Genomic DNA, 13,922 nt, shown 5'->3' with positions numbered 1-13,922 from the left:
CGACAAGCGGTATAATTTCCACAATTTTTTGCAATTAAAACGAGAAAATAAAATGACCAAACCTATTGTATTTAGTGGCGTGCAGCCCTCTGGTGAATTGACGATTGGCAACTACTTAGGGGCGTTACGCAACTGGGTAAAAATGCAAGATGATTATGACTGTGTGTATTGTATTGTCGATCAACACGCTATTACCGTGCGTCAAGATCCCGAAGCGTTACGCAAATCTATCCTTGATGTGTTAGCCCTTTATTTAGCTTGTGGTATCGATCCGAACAAAAGCACGATCTTCATTCAATCTCACGTGCCGGAACACGCACAGCTGGCGTGGATCTTAAACTGCTACACCTATTTTGGCGAAATGAGCCGAATGACACAATTTAAAGATAAATCTGCCCGCTATGAAGAAAACGTAAACGTGGGCTTATTTACTTACCCGGTGCTAATGGCAGCGGATATTTTGCTATACCAAGCGAACCAAGTACCGGTGGGCGATGACCAAAAACAGCACTTAGAAATCACCCGTGATATTGCTAACCGTTTCAATGCGTTATATGGAAAGAAAGATGCTGAAGGCAATGTGATTGAGCCGGTTTTTGCCGTGCCGGAAGTCTTTATTGCGAAATCAGGGGCGAGAGTGATGTCACTACTTGAGCCGACGAAAAAGATGTCAAAATCAGATGATAACCGTAATAACGTAATCGGCTTGTTAGAAGATCCGAAAGCAGTCGCGAAGAAAATCAAGCGTGCAATGACTGACGGCGATGAACCACCTGTAGTACGTTATGACGTGCAAAATAAAGCGGGCGTGTCTAACTTATTGGATATTCTCTCTGCGATTACCGGCAAAACTATCGCTGAATTAGAAGCTGAATTTGAAGGTAAAATGTACGGACATCTCAAAACCGAAGTGGCGGATAAAGTCTCTGAGTTATTAACCGACTTACAAGAACGCTATCACCACTACCGCCAAGACGAAGCCTTGCTTGAAAAAATCTACCGTGAAGGTGCTGATAAAGCACGATCGAGAGCGAAATCAACGTTAGATAAGGTTTACGAATTAGTCGGCTTTGTACGTTACTAATTGATTTGAAACTGCAAATAAAAATGCTCTTGAATTATCAAGAGCATTTTTTTGCAAAAAATCAGTGAAAATTATTCACAATCCTTGTTAGGATTGTTCACAGCTTCGCTGCCGTAGGCTTTGCCAACGTTCAAAAAGCGATGCTTTTGTAACCCGCTGGTCATCTTATTTGCGTGCGTTATAAACTTTCATCGCTTCTGGTACAAGGCGAGCCAGATTTGCTTGGCGATCCGCATTTGATGGGTGGGTTGAGAAAATTGATAAACCTGAATCGCCGTTTGCTTTACTCATTTTAATCCACACGTTTGGTGCTGCTGACGGGTTATAACCTGATTCTGCCATCAACATTAAACCGACTTCATCTGCTTCATTTTCTTGGCTACGAGAGAATGGCTTGGTGGCAATTAAGTCAACACCTGTGCTTAATAAACCTTCTGTGCTTATACCTGTTGAAGCAGTTACTGCAATATCTGCTATCGCACCTACAATGCCACTAATCATTGTTACTGTACGATCCGATTTTCCGTGCTCTTTTAAGGCGTGAGCCATCTCGTGTCCCATCACTACCGCAATTTCATCATTAGATAAATCAAGTCTTTCCACTAAGCCTGTGTAAAATGCCATTTTACCGCCCGGCATTGCCCACGCATTCAGTTCATCCGATTTTAAAACTGTGATTTCCCAATGAAAAGGCGTACCTGTTGCATTTGATTTTTCTGCATAAGGCTTCATCTTATGGAAAACCGCGTGAACACGTTTTGCGGTAGGAGATGTAGTATCAATCGCATTTTGCTGGTGGGCTTGTGATTTTACTTGAGCATAACTTTGTGCTGCTTCTTGGTTAATACTTTCTGTTGTGGCACAAGAAACCACTGCAGTAGCTAAAAAAACTGAAAGACCTAATTTTTTAATAAAATTCATATTGATTTCCCACAAAAAATGCCAAACAAATCTGTTTGGCATTCAGATCAAAATTATTTTTTAGCACGCTCGAAAGATTCTAAGATTTCTTGGCGAGCTTCGTTTACATCGCCCCAACCTTCAACTTTCACCCACTTGCCTGCTTCTAACGCTTTATAGCTTTCGAAGAAGTGTTGGATTTGAGCTTTTAATAATGCCGGTAAATCACCTACATCTTTAATGTGATCGTACTCTTTACTTAATTTAGTGTGTGGAACGGCAACTACCTTCGCATCACCACCTGCTTCATCGGTCATTTTTAATACACCAACCGGGCGGCAACGAATCACTGAACCCGGCTGTAATGGGTATGGCGTTGGTACTAATACATCTACCGGGTCACCATCAGATGATAAAGTATTATTTACATAACCGTAGTTTGCCGGATAGAACATTGCAGTTGCCATAAAGCGATCCACAAATAATGCACCGGTTTCTTTGTCCACTTCGTATTTGATTGGATCTGAATTTGCCGGAATTTCAATTACAACATAAATATCATCTGGTAATTCTTTACCAGCTGGAACTAATTCTAAGCCCATTTTGTTTTCCTTCTAAAATTGATGGTTAAATAAACGGCGTGATTATAGCTTATTTTCAGAAAAAGATAAAAGCCCGTTTGTATTTTGTATCAAACTGTTTAATTTTCCGTAAAATTGCTTATAAACCACACACTCAACATTTTTTAGAGAAAAAAAACTTGCCAAACTTTCAAAAATCCGTATGATATGCCCTCGTTACGCAAGATTATGGGTCATTAGCTCAGTCGGTAGAGCAGCGGACTTTTAATCCGTTGGTCGAAGGTTCGAATCCTTCATGACCCACCATTATCTTATAATACTTCCTTGAGGGTCATTAGCTCAGTCGGTAGAGCAGCGGACTTTTAATCCGTTGGTCGAAGGTTCGAATCCTTCATGACCCACCATTATCTTATAATACCTCCTTGAGGGTCATTAGCTCAGTCGGTAGAGCAGCGGACTTTTAATCCGTTGGTCGAAGGTTCGAATCCTTCATGACCCACCATTTATTCAAATCACATTTGCAAATTTTTCTGAAAAACCGACCGCTTTATAGTAAAATTTAACTCGTTTTCCCTAATTTCATTCAATTTCGATGTTAAAAAAAATCCTTATTGCATTAGGTTTAGTCGGTATTATCGCCCTTGGTGGAGTATTTTACGGCTACCAAAAACTTAACAATTTAGCAGAGCATAAAATCACGGCTCAGCCAGACCAACTTTTCGTACTGGAACGAGGCGTTTCAAGCACAAAATTAGCCACATTATTAGAAGAACAAGGCATTGTTACGCACAATGATGCGGATCTACTCCCCTATTTGATGCGACTGCACCCTGAATTAAGTAAATTCAAAGCCGGGGCTTATTCCTTAAATGGTTTAACAACAGTAAAAGATTTACTCGCTCATTTAAGTTCAGGGAAAGAAGTGCAATTAAATGTGCAGTTTATTGAAGGCAGAACATTCAAGGTTTGGCGTGAACAACTTAGCCAAGCGAAATATTTACAACAGACGCTAAAAGATAAATCAGAAAAAGAAATCGCTGAATTACTAGGTATTCCACACGAAAAAATGGAAGGTTGGATTGCTCCGGATACTTACAGCTACACGCCAAATTCCACGGATTTAGCCTTGCTAAAACGTGCTTACCAAAAGCAGAAAACAGCATTAGAGCAAGCTTGGCAAAATAAATCGGAAAATCTACCGCTTGCTAATCCGTATGAGATGTTAATTCTTGCATCTATTGTGGAAAAAGAAACCGGCGTTGCAGGCGAACGCCCTCAAGTTGCTTCAGTGTTCATTAACCGTCTACGTATTAAAATGCGTCTGCAAACCGATCCAACCGTGATTTATGGAATGGGTGATCGCTACGATGGCAATATCCGCCGTAAAGATTTAGAAGAAGTAACGCCATATAACACTTATCAAATCGATGGTTTACCACCAACGCCAATTGCGATGCCAAGCGAGGCGTCTATCAAGGCAGTAGCAAATCCTGACGATACACCGTATTTATACTTTGTAGCCGATGGCACAGGCGGACACAAATTCAGTCGCACTCTGAGCGAGCATAATAAAGCAGTACAAGAGTGGATTCAAATTGAACGTAAACGCAAAAATAATCAAAGTAACGAACAGAAAAAATAGTGAGAAATCTATGCGTGGAAAATTTATTGTGATTGAAGGCTTAGAAGGTGCAGGTAAAACAACTGCTCACCAAGTAATTTTAAAAGAGTTAGAGCAAGCAGGCATTAGTAATATCGTGATGACCCGTGAACCGGGTGGTACTCCTCTTGCCGAAAAACTCCGTCATTTAATTAAGCACGAAACCGAAGAGCCTGTAACCGATAAAGCAGAATTATTAATGCTCTATGCTGCCCGTGTTCAACTGGTGGAAAATGTGATTAAACCGGCACTTGCTGAAGGTAAATGGGTGCTGGGCGACAGGCACGATATGTCTTCCCAAGCCTATCAAGGCGGAGGACGTAAGCTGGATCGCAAATTACTCGAAACATTAAAAGAATCCGTTCTTGGTACATTTGAACCTGATTTAACGATTTATCTCGACCTTGATCCTGTTATCGGTTTAGAGCGAGCCAGAGGCAGAGGCGAATTAGACAGAATTGAACAACAAAGTTTAGATTTTTTCTATCGCACCCGTGAGCGTTATTTAGAACTCACGCAAAATAATGATAAAGCAGTCATTATCAATGCAGAACAATCAATTGAACAAGTTACCGCAGATATTCAACACGCAATTAGAAATTGGCTGAAATAATGTACATTTGGCTTGAAAGCACTTACCAACAAATAATCGCTTCATTTTTAAATGGATACGGACACCACGCCCTGCTGTTTAAAACCGATGTCGGGCTAGGCACAGATACTTTAATCAAAAAAGTGGCTGAGTGGTTACTTTGCACCGAAAAAACAAGCAATGAGCCTTGCTCCCAATGCAAAAGTTGCCAACTTATACAAAGCAAAAATCATCCCGACTTCCATATCTTAGAACCTATTGAGGGAAAAGATATCGGTATCGACCAGGTGCGAGAGTTAATCGCTAACCTACAAAATTTCGCTCAACAAGGTGGTAATACCGTTGTCTATATTCGAGGAGTAGATCGCTTAACCGAAGCCAGCAGCAATGCTCTACTCAAAACCCTTGAAGAACCACGTGAGAATGTCTATTTCTTGCTGGAAGCCCCGTTGCAATCTACCGTGTTAGCGACCATTCAAAGCCGCAGCCAAACGTGGGTACTTTATGCTCCACAAACTACGGAAGCAATGCAATGGTTGCAAACGGAATTTCCTGCAACCTCAATGCACGAGCTAGAAACCGCTCTCCGCCTTTGTCGCTCTCGCCCACTTATTTGCAAAACTTTTCTGGAAAATGACCGCTTGCAACAACGAAAAGCGTTCCTACAAACCTTCTGGCGTTTCTATAAAAGCCGAGATGTTGTGCCACTCTTCCAAGCCTTCGACAAAGAAAAAGAAGATGTTTTGCAACAACTCGAATGGCTCGAAAGTTTCTTCAACGATGCTCTTAAAGCCAAAATGAACATTACGCAAGGTTGGCTTAACCCAGATCTCCAAAACGGCATTATCCCATTTAGCCAACAGCTCACCACTCACGGCTTAATGCAAGGACACCAAATCCTCCAACAAACCCAACGGGACTTAGTAGAAGTGAATGCCGTTAATCAGGAATTGATGCTCTTGGACTGCTTGACGAAACTGGTTTTAATTTTTGAATAGAACAATAAAAGGAACAAATGAAAGACTTATTTATTATTGACTCACACTGCCATTTAGACTCTTTAGACTACGAAACCCGACATAAAAATATTGATGAAGTGATTGAAAATGCAAAAGCTCGCGGCGTTCATCATTTTCTTTCTGTTTGTACAACCGTTGGGCGTTTTGAAGCAATGAAAAACCTAACCGCTCATCGCAATGATGTATCGCTTTCTTGTGGTGTTCACCCATTAAATGTAGAAGATGAGCCTTTTGATTACGACAAATTGTTTGAATTTGCCCAAGATCCAAAAGTAGTTGCTATTGGCGAAACAGGGTTGGATTATCACTACACGCCGGAAACCAAAGCATTACAGCAATCCCTTTTTGTTCAACAAATTGATATTGCAAATAAACTGAATAAACCATTAATTATCCATTCTCGTTCAGCACGCCAAGATACTATGGATATGCTAGAACAAAACAAGGCAGAAAAATGTGGAGGTGTTTTGCACTGCTTTACCGAAGATTGGGCAATGGCAAAGCGAGCTTTAGATATCGGCTTTTATATTTCAATCTCAGGAATTATCACGTTTCGCAATGCAGAAGAATTACGAGATGTGGTCAGAAAAGTGCCATTGGATCGTTTATTAGTGGAAACAGATTCGCCTTATCTAGCTCCTATCCCTTATCGAGGAAAGCCGAATCAGCCCGCTTATGTGCGAGAAACCTGTGAGTATGTTGCAACATTAAAAGGGGTTTCAACAGAAGAATTTGCTCGCATTACAACTGAAAATGTGCAAAACTTATTTAAAATTCAATTATAAGGAACAGAATATGAGAACTATGCTCAAATATTTTCTAATTTTAGTCTCACTTGCCTTTTTTATTGTATTAGGTGGAGCTGTTAATTACGCAATGCCAAGCTATGAAGAAACATTAGTAACAGGAATGGAAGTTCGCAGAATGGATAAAGACGGCGTTATCAGCAAATCAAACCCTGCTGATGGTCAAGTACGTGATGTTTACTTCCTCTTTACCGAAGAACCTGAAACCAAGAAAGTGATGGTGTATCGTAACGAAGATACCGGCTGGGGGCTCCCACCCTATTTCAAATTCGGATCTGCGGATATTCAAGCCAAAGCTCAGGCTTACGCAAACGAAAAACAACGCGTTCAAATCAAATATTACGGCTGGCGTATCAACTGGTTAAATGAATTTAGAAACATTGTTTCCATTAAACCGCTTGCTGAAGCAGAAACCGTTAGCAAACCGATTTTCAGCTATGTCCTTTACGCTGTATTAGCATTCCTATTCTTCTTATCGGTACAGCTGATTCGCGGTATTTTTAAAGATTAAATTCAATAAATTCCTTTGACAAACGGTTCGATTTTGTAAAAAATTGAACCGTTTTCTTTTTCATACAAATACTCAATGACTTACTACTTTATTGCCGATCTTCATTTAAACGAAAATCAACCTGAAATTACCCAACACTTTTTGCAATTTATGCAGCAAAAAGCACCGCTTGCACAAGCGGTTTATATTTTAGGAGATCTCTTCGACTTTTGGATTGGTGATGATGAAGAATCCGAGTTAATTTCTACCGTAAAAGCAGCCATTAAAACCCTTACTACAAGCGGTGTAAAATGCTATTTTATTTGCGGAAACCGTGATTTCTTGATAGGAAAATGCTTCAGCCAACAAACAGGAATGGAAATTCTGCCGGATTATGAAGTAGTCGATCTATTTGGCAAACAAACCCTACTCTGCCATGGCGACACACTTTGCATTGACGATCACACATACCAAGCATTCCGTAAGAAAGTCCATCAGAAATGGCGACAAGCCTTATTCCTATGCCTACCACTTACTTGGCGTATTCGGATTGCAGAGAAAATCCGTACTAAAAGCCGACAAGAAAAACAGCATAAATCAGCTAATATTATGGATGTTAACCCTCAATTTACATCGGAAACCGTGGCAAGATTTAACGCTACCCAACTTATCCACGGACATACCCATCGCCAAGCTATTCACAAAGAGACTGACTTCACCCGCATAGTTTTAGGGGATTGGAAAACTGATTATGCTTCAATTTTAGAAGTAAGCGAACAAGGAGCAAAATTTATATGATAGATGTAATTATCCCTTGCTACAACGCTGAAAACACATTGGTTAGAGCGGTACAAAGTGCGATAAATCAGCCGGAATCAAACCTGATTTGGTTAATTGATGATGTCTCAACCGATGGTACCCTAGCACTTGCCCAACACTTGCAAGCTCAAGTACCCCATAAAATCCGTGTAGAACAAATGCCTAAAAACGGTGGTGCAGCTAAGGCCCGTAACTGGGGGGCATTACAGGTTGCAGAAAAAATTTTTAAGTTCAAACCGGAAACTGCACTTGTACGTTTAGCATTAAAACCGATTGATCTACCAGATCGATACGGCTTACATCCCAATTTTGAGCTGGCTTGGCAGACTATGCAAATGACAGGTGCAGGAAATAACGTATTCCGCCGTTCATTTTTTCTTGCTTGCGGTGGTTTTCCACAACATCAGCTTTTTCGTGAGTTAGGCGGAGAAGACGGAGCATTAGGCATAGCAACCACTCAAATCAGTTCCGTTGCAACAACATTTAATGATGTCGGTGTATTGCACTACTGCCGAGCTGGCGTACACGCAGAAAAGTTATTAAATGCAATTTTATTTAATGAAAAAGATCCTAATACTACCGAAGAAAAAATCAAACAAGCGAACCTAATTACCGAAAATATTGTTAATAATGTTAGAGCTCTACAGGATTGTCTTAATAGTAAAGAAATTGGTATTACGCCTTATACACTTGAATGGATTTAAAGAAGTAAGCTATAAATTTTCCTAAAAATAACTGCTTGCCTGTCTTAGCCTAAATAATAAAGAGTCATCCTCCTCCACTTTTGCATATCGCCAGAAGCTGATGAACAACACATTCTTTTCCTGCTCTTTAAAATAAGGCATAGTAGACAAAAGTGTTGGTAAAAAGTGGGTTAAAACCTTATAGTACAAGGCTTTAACCCACTTTTTTGAATTATGAACAAAAAATTGTCCTTTCTGCCAAAAATCGACTATACATAAACATGGTAAGAAAAATAACACTCAACGTTACAAATGCACTTCTTGTAATAAAACTTTCAGCTTTAATAAAAAATTAGATCCAATATCCATTTGGATTGATTACACATCAGGAAAACAAACCTACAAACAACTTGCCGATAAATATCATTGTTCAGTCAGAACAATTCAAAGATATATTGAAAAATCCCCTAAAAATAAATTAAACCTTCCCCAAAATAAAAAATTAAATAGTGTGATGGATACGACATTCTTTCATCGTGATTTTGGTATTTTAGTTTTGATGGATAGTAATATTAAAAAAGTCATTGCACATTACACCGTTAAAACCGAGAAAGATATTTACTACAAAACTGCTTTAAATCGACTACGAGAGAAAGGCTATATAATTCAATCGGTTACTTGTGATGGTCGGCGTAGACTGTTAAAAGATGTTTTTGATACACCAACTCAAATGTGTCAATTTCATATGATTGCGATTGTGATGAGAAAGCTCAGAATAAAACATAAATCGGTTGCAGGAAAAGAATTAAAAATAATCGTAAAAACGCTAACAAAAAGCACGAAAAATACATTTTATAAAACATTACACTTATGGTATTTAAAACATCAGGATTTTTTAAATGAACGATCAGAATATCCGAATGAAAAAGGTTATTATCCTTATAAACATAGAGAAGTAAGGGGAGCTTATGCGAGCTTGAAACGCTATCAAGATTATTTATTTTCGTTTGAGAAACATCCACATCTCAATATAGACAAGACAACCAATAGAATAGCAAGTCTATTTAAGGAACTTAAACAGAAATTAAGTAATCATAATGGATTAACAAAAAAACATAAGGTTATGTTTATAAAGGATTTTTTAAATAAAAAGAGTTGGTAATGATGAATAAAAATAATCAAAACCAACACTTTTGTCTACTTGGCATAGAAAATGCAAAAATCCCACACTTTTGCCTACTATGCCAATAAGAAGAAAATTTACAAATATTGAATCAAAAAACCGACTCAAATGAGTCGGCTTATAAATAATGGCAGGGGCGGAGAGGCTCGAACTCCCAACACCCGGTTTTGGAGACCGGTGCTCTACCAATTGAACTACGCCCCTGTTGATATTTTTTCTTTTTACACTTATAGGGGCGAATGATTATTCGCCCCTACAGGGTTAAATACTTGGCGGAACGGACGGGACTCGAACCCGCGACCCCCTGCGTGACAGGCAGGTATTCTAACCAGCTGAACTACCGCTCCACTAAATTCCTAGATTGATGATGCCCTACTCTCACATAGCGAAACACTACACTACCATCGGCGTTACTGCGTTTTACTTCTGAGTTCGGGATGGTGTCAGGTAGAACCACAGCACTATGGTCATCAATCAAATTCTTTCTATTTCCTGAATGCTCTCAATCAAAAATATTCAGGAAATAATACCCGATGATGCTCTACTCTCACATGGCGAAACACCACACTACCATCGACGTTACTGCGTTTTACTTCTGAGTTCGGAATGGTGTCAGGTAGAACCACAGCACTATGGTCATCGGGATAATTCAGTTAAAATCTAAAAACAAGCTGCTACTTTGAGTATTCTTCTCTTTGTTTGTCTTTTCTTCATTCGTCTTTTTTGTTTAGTCTTTACTTTACTTCGCCTTGTGTCTTCTTGTTTCTCTATAAAAACACTTGAGCGTTGTATAGTTAAGCCTCTCGGGCAATTAGTATGGGTTAGCTCAACGTCTCGCAACGCTTACACACCCCACCTATCTACGTCGTAGTCTCCAACAACCCTTACAGACTTATAGTCTGGGAGAACTCATCTCTTGGCAAGTTTCGTGCTTAGATGCTTTCAGCACTTATCTCTTCCGCACATAGCTACTCGGCAATGCGTCTGGCGACACAACCGAAACACCAGCGGTGCGTCCACTCCGGTCCTCTCGTACTAGGAGCAGCCCCAACCAATTCTCCAACGCCCACGGCAGATAGGGACCGAACTGTCTCACGACGTTCTAAACCCAGCTCGCGTACCACTTTAAATGGCGAACAGCCATACCCTTGGGACCTACTTCAGCCCCAGGATGTGATGAGCCGACATCGAGGTGCCAAACACCGCCGTCGATATGAACTCTTGGGCGGTATCAGCCTGTTATCCCCGGAGTACCTTTTATCCGTTGAGCGATGGCCCTTCCATTCAGAACCACCGGATCACTATGACCTGCTTTCGCACCTGCTCGACTTGTCTGTCTCGCAGTTAAGCTTGCTTCTACCATTGCACTAACCTGACGATGTCCGACCGTCATTAGCAAACCTTCGTGCTCCTCCGTTACTCTTTGGGAGGAGACCGCCCCAGTCAAACTACCCACCAGACACTGTCCGAGTACTCGTTCCGAGTACTTCGTTAGAACATCAAACGTTAAAGGGTGGTATTTCAAGGACGCCTCCACAATCACTGGCGTGACTGCTTCAAAGGCTCCCACCTATCCTACACATCAAAATTCAATGTTCAGTGTCAAGCTATAGTAAAGGTTCACGGGGTCTTTCCGTCTAGCCGCGGGTACACCGCATCTTCACGGCGATTTCAATTTCACTGAGTCTCGGGTGGAGACAGCCTGGCCATCATTATGCCATTCGTGCAGGTCGGAACTTACCCGACAAGGAATTTCGCTACCTTAGGACCGTTATAGTTACGGCCGCCGTTTACTGGGGCTTCGATCAGGAGCTTCTCTTTCGATAACACCATCAATTAACCTTCCAGCACCGGGCAGGCATCACACCCTATACGTCCACTTTCGTGTTTGCAGAGTGCTGTGTTTTTAATAAACAGTTGCAGCCAGCTGGTATCTTCGACCGGTTCAACCTTCATCCGCAAGGGACTACAATCTACGCCGGCGCACCTTCTCCCGAAGTTACGGTGCTATTTTGCCTAGTTCCTTCACCCGAGTTCTCTCAAGCGCCTGAGTATTCTCTACCTGACCACCTGTGTCGGTTTATAGTACGGTTTAGATAAACCTGAAGCTTAGTGGCTTTTCCTGGAAGCGTGGTATCGGTTACTTCAGCACCGTAGTGCCTCGTCATCATCTCTCGGTGTTAAGAATGTCCGGATTTGCCTAAACATTCCACCTACCAACTTAAACAGGGATATCCAACACCCTGATAACCTAACCTTCTCCGTCCCCACATCGCAGTTTATCCAAGTACGGGAATATTAACCCGTTTCCCATCGACTACGCTTTTCAGCCTCGCCTTAGGGGCCGACTCACCCTGCCCCGATTAACGTTGGACAGGAACCCTTGGTCTTCCGGCGAACGAGTTTTTCACTCGTTTTGTCGTTACTTATGTCAGCATTCGCACTTCTGATACGTCCACCGGACTTCTCAATCCAGCTTCTTCCGCTTACAGAACGCTCCCCTACCCAACAGTGTTACCACTGATGCCGCAGCTTCGGTGACTAGTTTTAGCCCCGTTACATCTTCCGCGCAGGCCGACTCGACTAGTGAGCTATTACGCTTTCTTTAAATGATGGCTGCTTCTAAGCCAACATCCTAGCTGTCTAAGCCTTCCCACTTCGTTTCCCACTTAACTAGTACTTTGGGACCTTAGCTGGCGGTCTGGGTTGTTTCCCTCTCCACGATGGACGTTAGCACCCACCGTGTGTCTCCTGAGTATCACTCTTCGGTATTCGCAGTTTGCATCGGGTTGGTAATCCGGGATGGACCCCTAGCCGAAACAGTGCTCTACCCCCGAAGGTGTCCGCTCAAGGCTCTACCTAAATAGATTTCGGGGAGAACCAGCTATCTCCCGGTTTGATTGGCCTTTCACCCCCAGCCACAAGTCATCCGCTAATTTTTCAACATTAGTCGGTTCGGTCCTCCAATTAGTGTTACCCAATCTTCAACCTGCCCATGGCTAGATCACCGGGTTTCGGGTCTATACCTTGCAACTACACGCCCAGTTAAGACTCGGTTTCCCTTCGGCTCCCTTATTCAGTTAACCTTGCTACAAAATATAAGTCGCTGACCCATTATACAAAAGGTACGCAGTCACAGAATTAATCTGCTCCCACTGCTTGTACGCACAAGGTTTCAGGTTCTATTTCACTCCCCTCGCCGGGGTTCTTTTCGCCTTTCCTTCACAGTACTGGTTCACTATCGGTCAATCAGGAGTATTTAGCCTTGGAGGATGGTCCCCCCATCTTCAAACAGGATATCACGTGTCCCGCCCTACTTGTTGTTAGCCTAGTACCACAATAAATACTTCGGATACGGGATTATCACCCTCTACGATTGAGCTTCCCAGCTCATTCTCCTGTATTTACTGCTATCACTAACTGGCTCTTTCGCGTTCGCTCGCCGCTACTAACGAAATCTCGGTTGATTTCTTTTCCTCGGGGTACTTAGATGTTTCAGTTCTCCCGGTTTGCCTCATTATCCTATGTATTCAGATAATGATAGTAGATTCTTCATCTACTGGGTTTCCCCATTCGGATATCTTGGATTAAACGCTTCTTATCAACTCATCCAAGCTTTTCGCAGATTAGCACGTCCTTCTTCGCCTCTGATTGCCAAGGCATCCACCTTGTGCGCTTAGTCACTTAACTATACAACCTCAAATGTTTTCTGTTATTTCAATCCAGAGAAAGAAAAAACAAAACACTTAAAGTTAGTTTTTAAACTAAACACTTAGCTGCTTTTGTTCAGCTAAGATTTTTGAACTACTCAGACTTTCTTTCGAAAATCTCTCAGTTTTTCAGCTTGTTTCTAAATTTTTAAAGAACATTAAGACAATAAAAATCATCTTTAAATGGCGTCCCCACGGGGATTCGAACCCCGGTTACCGCCGTGAAAGGGCGATGTCCTAGGCCTCTAGACGATGGGGACAACATTTAAAGATGCTTTCCACTTTTCCATTTTGGGTTAAACATTTTAGCGACATTTGCAAAATCTTGCAAGATTTTAACCGCTTGAATGTCTAAATCTCATTCATCTTGTCCTACTGCTTTATCAAACAATCTG

10 protein-coding genes, 6 tRNA genes, 3 rRNA genes and 1 pseudogene are annotated in these 13,922 nt (G+C 41.5%); 12 read left to right on the top strand and 8 right to left on the bottom strand.

Going from position 1 to position 13,922, the window contains the following annotated elements:
- Nucleotides 1-52 precede the first annotated feature (52 nt).
- Nucleotides 53-1,084 (top strand): tryptophan--tRNA ligase, encoded by a 1,032-nt coding sequence (gene trpS, locus ICJ55_RS03630; RefSeq protein WP_188157345.1) that lies wholly within the window; start codon nt 53-55, stop codon nt 1,082-1,084.
- A gap of 165 nt (nt 1,085-1,249) precedes the next feature.
- Here the strand turns inward: trpS and ICJ55_RS03625 are convergent, their stop codons facing one another.
- Together ICJ55_RS03625 and ppa are read right to left on the bottom strand one after the other, a co-directional pair.
- The gene (locus tag ICJ55_RS03625; protein ID WP_188157344.1) at nt 1,250-2,005 is read right to left on the bottom strand and encodes a M48 family metallopeptidase; all 756 of its coding nucleotides are present in this window, start codon (nt 2,003-2,005) and stop codon (nt 1,250-1,252) included.
- Between the two features lie 53 nt (nt 2,006-2,058).
- A complete protein-coding gene (gene ppa / locus ICJ55_RS03620) occupies nt 2,059-2,586 on the bottom strand; it encodes an inorganic diphosphatase (protein WP_006248512.1) in 528 nt (175 codons plus the stop codon).
- 209 nt (nt 2,587-2,795) lie between these two features.
- Here ppa and ICJ55_RS03615 point away from each other — a divergent pair.
- The 11 genes and pseudogenes from ICJ55_RS03615 to ICJ55_RS03565 all read left to right on the top strand — a co-directional run.
- Nucleotides 2,796-2,871: transfer RNA gene (locus ICJ55_RS03615), tRNA-Lys, on the top strand.
- A gap of 22 nt (nt 2,872-2,893) precedes the next feature.
- A tRNA-Lys gene (locus ICJ55_RS03610) sits at nt 2,894-2,969 on the top strand.
- Between the two features lie 22 nt (nt 2,970-2,991).
- A tRNA-Lys gene (locus tag ICJ55_RS03605) sits at nt 2,992-3,067 on the top strand.
- 90 nt (nt 3,068-3,157) lie between these two features.
- Nucleotides 3,158-4,207 carry an endolytic transglycosylase MltG gene (gene mltG, locus ICJ55_RS03600; RefSeq protein ID WP_188157343.1) on the top strand — a complete coding sequence of 350 codons (1,050 nt, stop codon included), beginning with the start codon at nt 3,158-3,160 and terminating at the stop codon, nt 4,205-4,207.
- A 10-nt stretch (nt 4,208-4,217) separates the two neighbouring features.
- Nucleotides 4,218-4,838, top strand: a complete 621-nt coding sequence (gene tmk, locus ICJ55_RS03595; RefSeq protein WP_188157342.1) for a dTMP kinase — start codon at nt 4,218-4,220, stop codon at nt 4,836-4,838.
- Entirely contained in the window at nt 4,838-5,815 is a 978-nt protein-coding gene (locus tag ICJ55_RS03590; protein WP_188157341.1) for a DNA polymerase III subunit delta', read from the top strand. Before tmk ends, ICJ55_RS03590 begins: the two co-directional genes overlap by 1 nt.
- Before the next feature lie 17 nt (nt 5,816-5,832).
- On the top strand, nt 5,833-6,621 hold the full coding sequence (locus ICJ55_RS03585; protein ID WP_188157340.1) for a TatD family hydrolase: 789 nt from the start codon (nt 5,833-5,835) through the stop codon (nt 6,619-6,621).
- A 10-nt stretch (nt 6,622-6,631) separates the two neighbouring features.
- The gene (locus tag ICJ55_RS03580) at nt 6,632-7,153 is read left to right on the top strand and encodes a DUF1523 family protein (RefSeq protein ID WP_188157339.1); all 522 of its coding nucleotides are present in this window, start codon (nt 6,632-6,634) and stop codon (nt 7,151-7,153) included.
- A gap of 75 nt (nt 7,154-7,228) precedes the next feature.
- Nucleotides 7,229-7,930 (top strand): UDP-2,3-diacylglucosamine diphosphatase, encoded by a 702-nt coding sequence (gene lpxH / locus ICJ55_RS03575; RefSeq protein WP_188157338.1) that lies wholly within the window; start codon nt 7,229-7,231, stop codon nt 7,928-7,930.
- Nucleotides 7,927-8,655: a glycosyltransferase family 2 protein gene (locus ICJ55_RS03570; RefSeq protein ID WP_188157337.1), complete on the top strand. Its 729-nt coding sequence runs from the start codon at nt 7,927-7,929 to the stop codon at nt 8,653-8,655. The genes lpxH and ICJ55_RS03570 overlap by 4 nt, the downstream gene beginning before the upstream one ends.
- 235 nt (nt 8,656-8,890) lie before the next feature.
- A pseudogene (locus tag ICJ55_RS03565) lies at nt 8,891-9,796 on the top strand (IS256 family transposase, variant Zn-binding type); the annotation flags it as partial.
- Nucleotides 9,797-9,945: 149 nt separating this feature from the next.
- Here ICJ55_RS03565 and ICJ55_RS03560 read toward each other — a convergent pair.
- The 6 genes from ICJ55_RS03560 to ICJ55_RS03535 form a co-directional block, all read right to left on the bottom strand.
- Nucleotides 9,946-10,021, bottom strand: a tRNA-Trp gene (locus ICJ55_RS03560).
- Nucleotides 10,022-10,087: 66 nt separating this feature from the next.
- Nucleotides 10,088-10,164 (bottom strand) — tRNA-Asp (locus tag ICJ55_RS03555).
- Nucleotides 10,165-10,176: 12 nt separating this feature from the next.
- A 5S ribosomal RNA gene (gene rrf, locus ICJ55_RS03550) occupies nt 10,177-10,292 on the bottom strand.
- 53 nt (nt 10,293-10,345) lie between these two features.
- Nucleotides 10,346-10,461: ribosomal RNA gene (gene rrf / locus ICJ55_RS03545) — 5S ribosomal RNA — on the bottom strand.
- Nucleotides 10,462-10,607: 146 nt separating this feature from the next.
- Nucleotides 10,608-13,507, bottom strand: a 23S ribosomal RNA gene (locus ICJ55_RS03540).
- A 204-nt stretch (nt 13,508-13,711) separates the two neighbouring features.
- Nucleotides 13,712-13,787: transfer RNA gene (locus tag ICJ55_RS03535), tRNA-Glu, on the bottom strand.
- Between the last annotated feature and the right edge of the window lie 135 nt (nt 13,788-13,922).

Origin of the sequence: Mannheimia bovis, assembly GCF_014541205.1 — a bacterium.
GTDB classification, from domain to species: Bacteria; Pseudomonadota; Gammaproteobacteria; order Enterobacterales; family Pasteurellaceae; genus Mannheimia; species Mannheimia bovis.
This window is presented reverse-complemented; position numbering and strand designations above follow the sequence as displayed.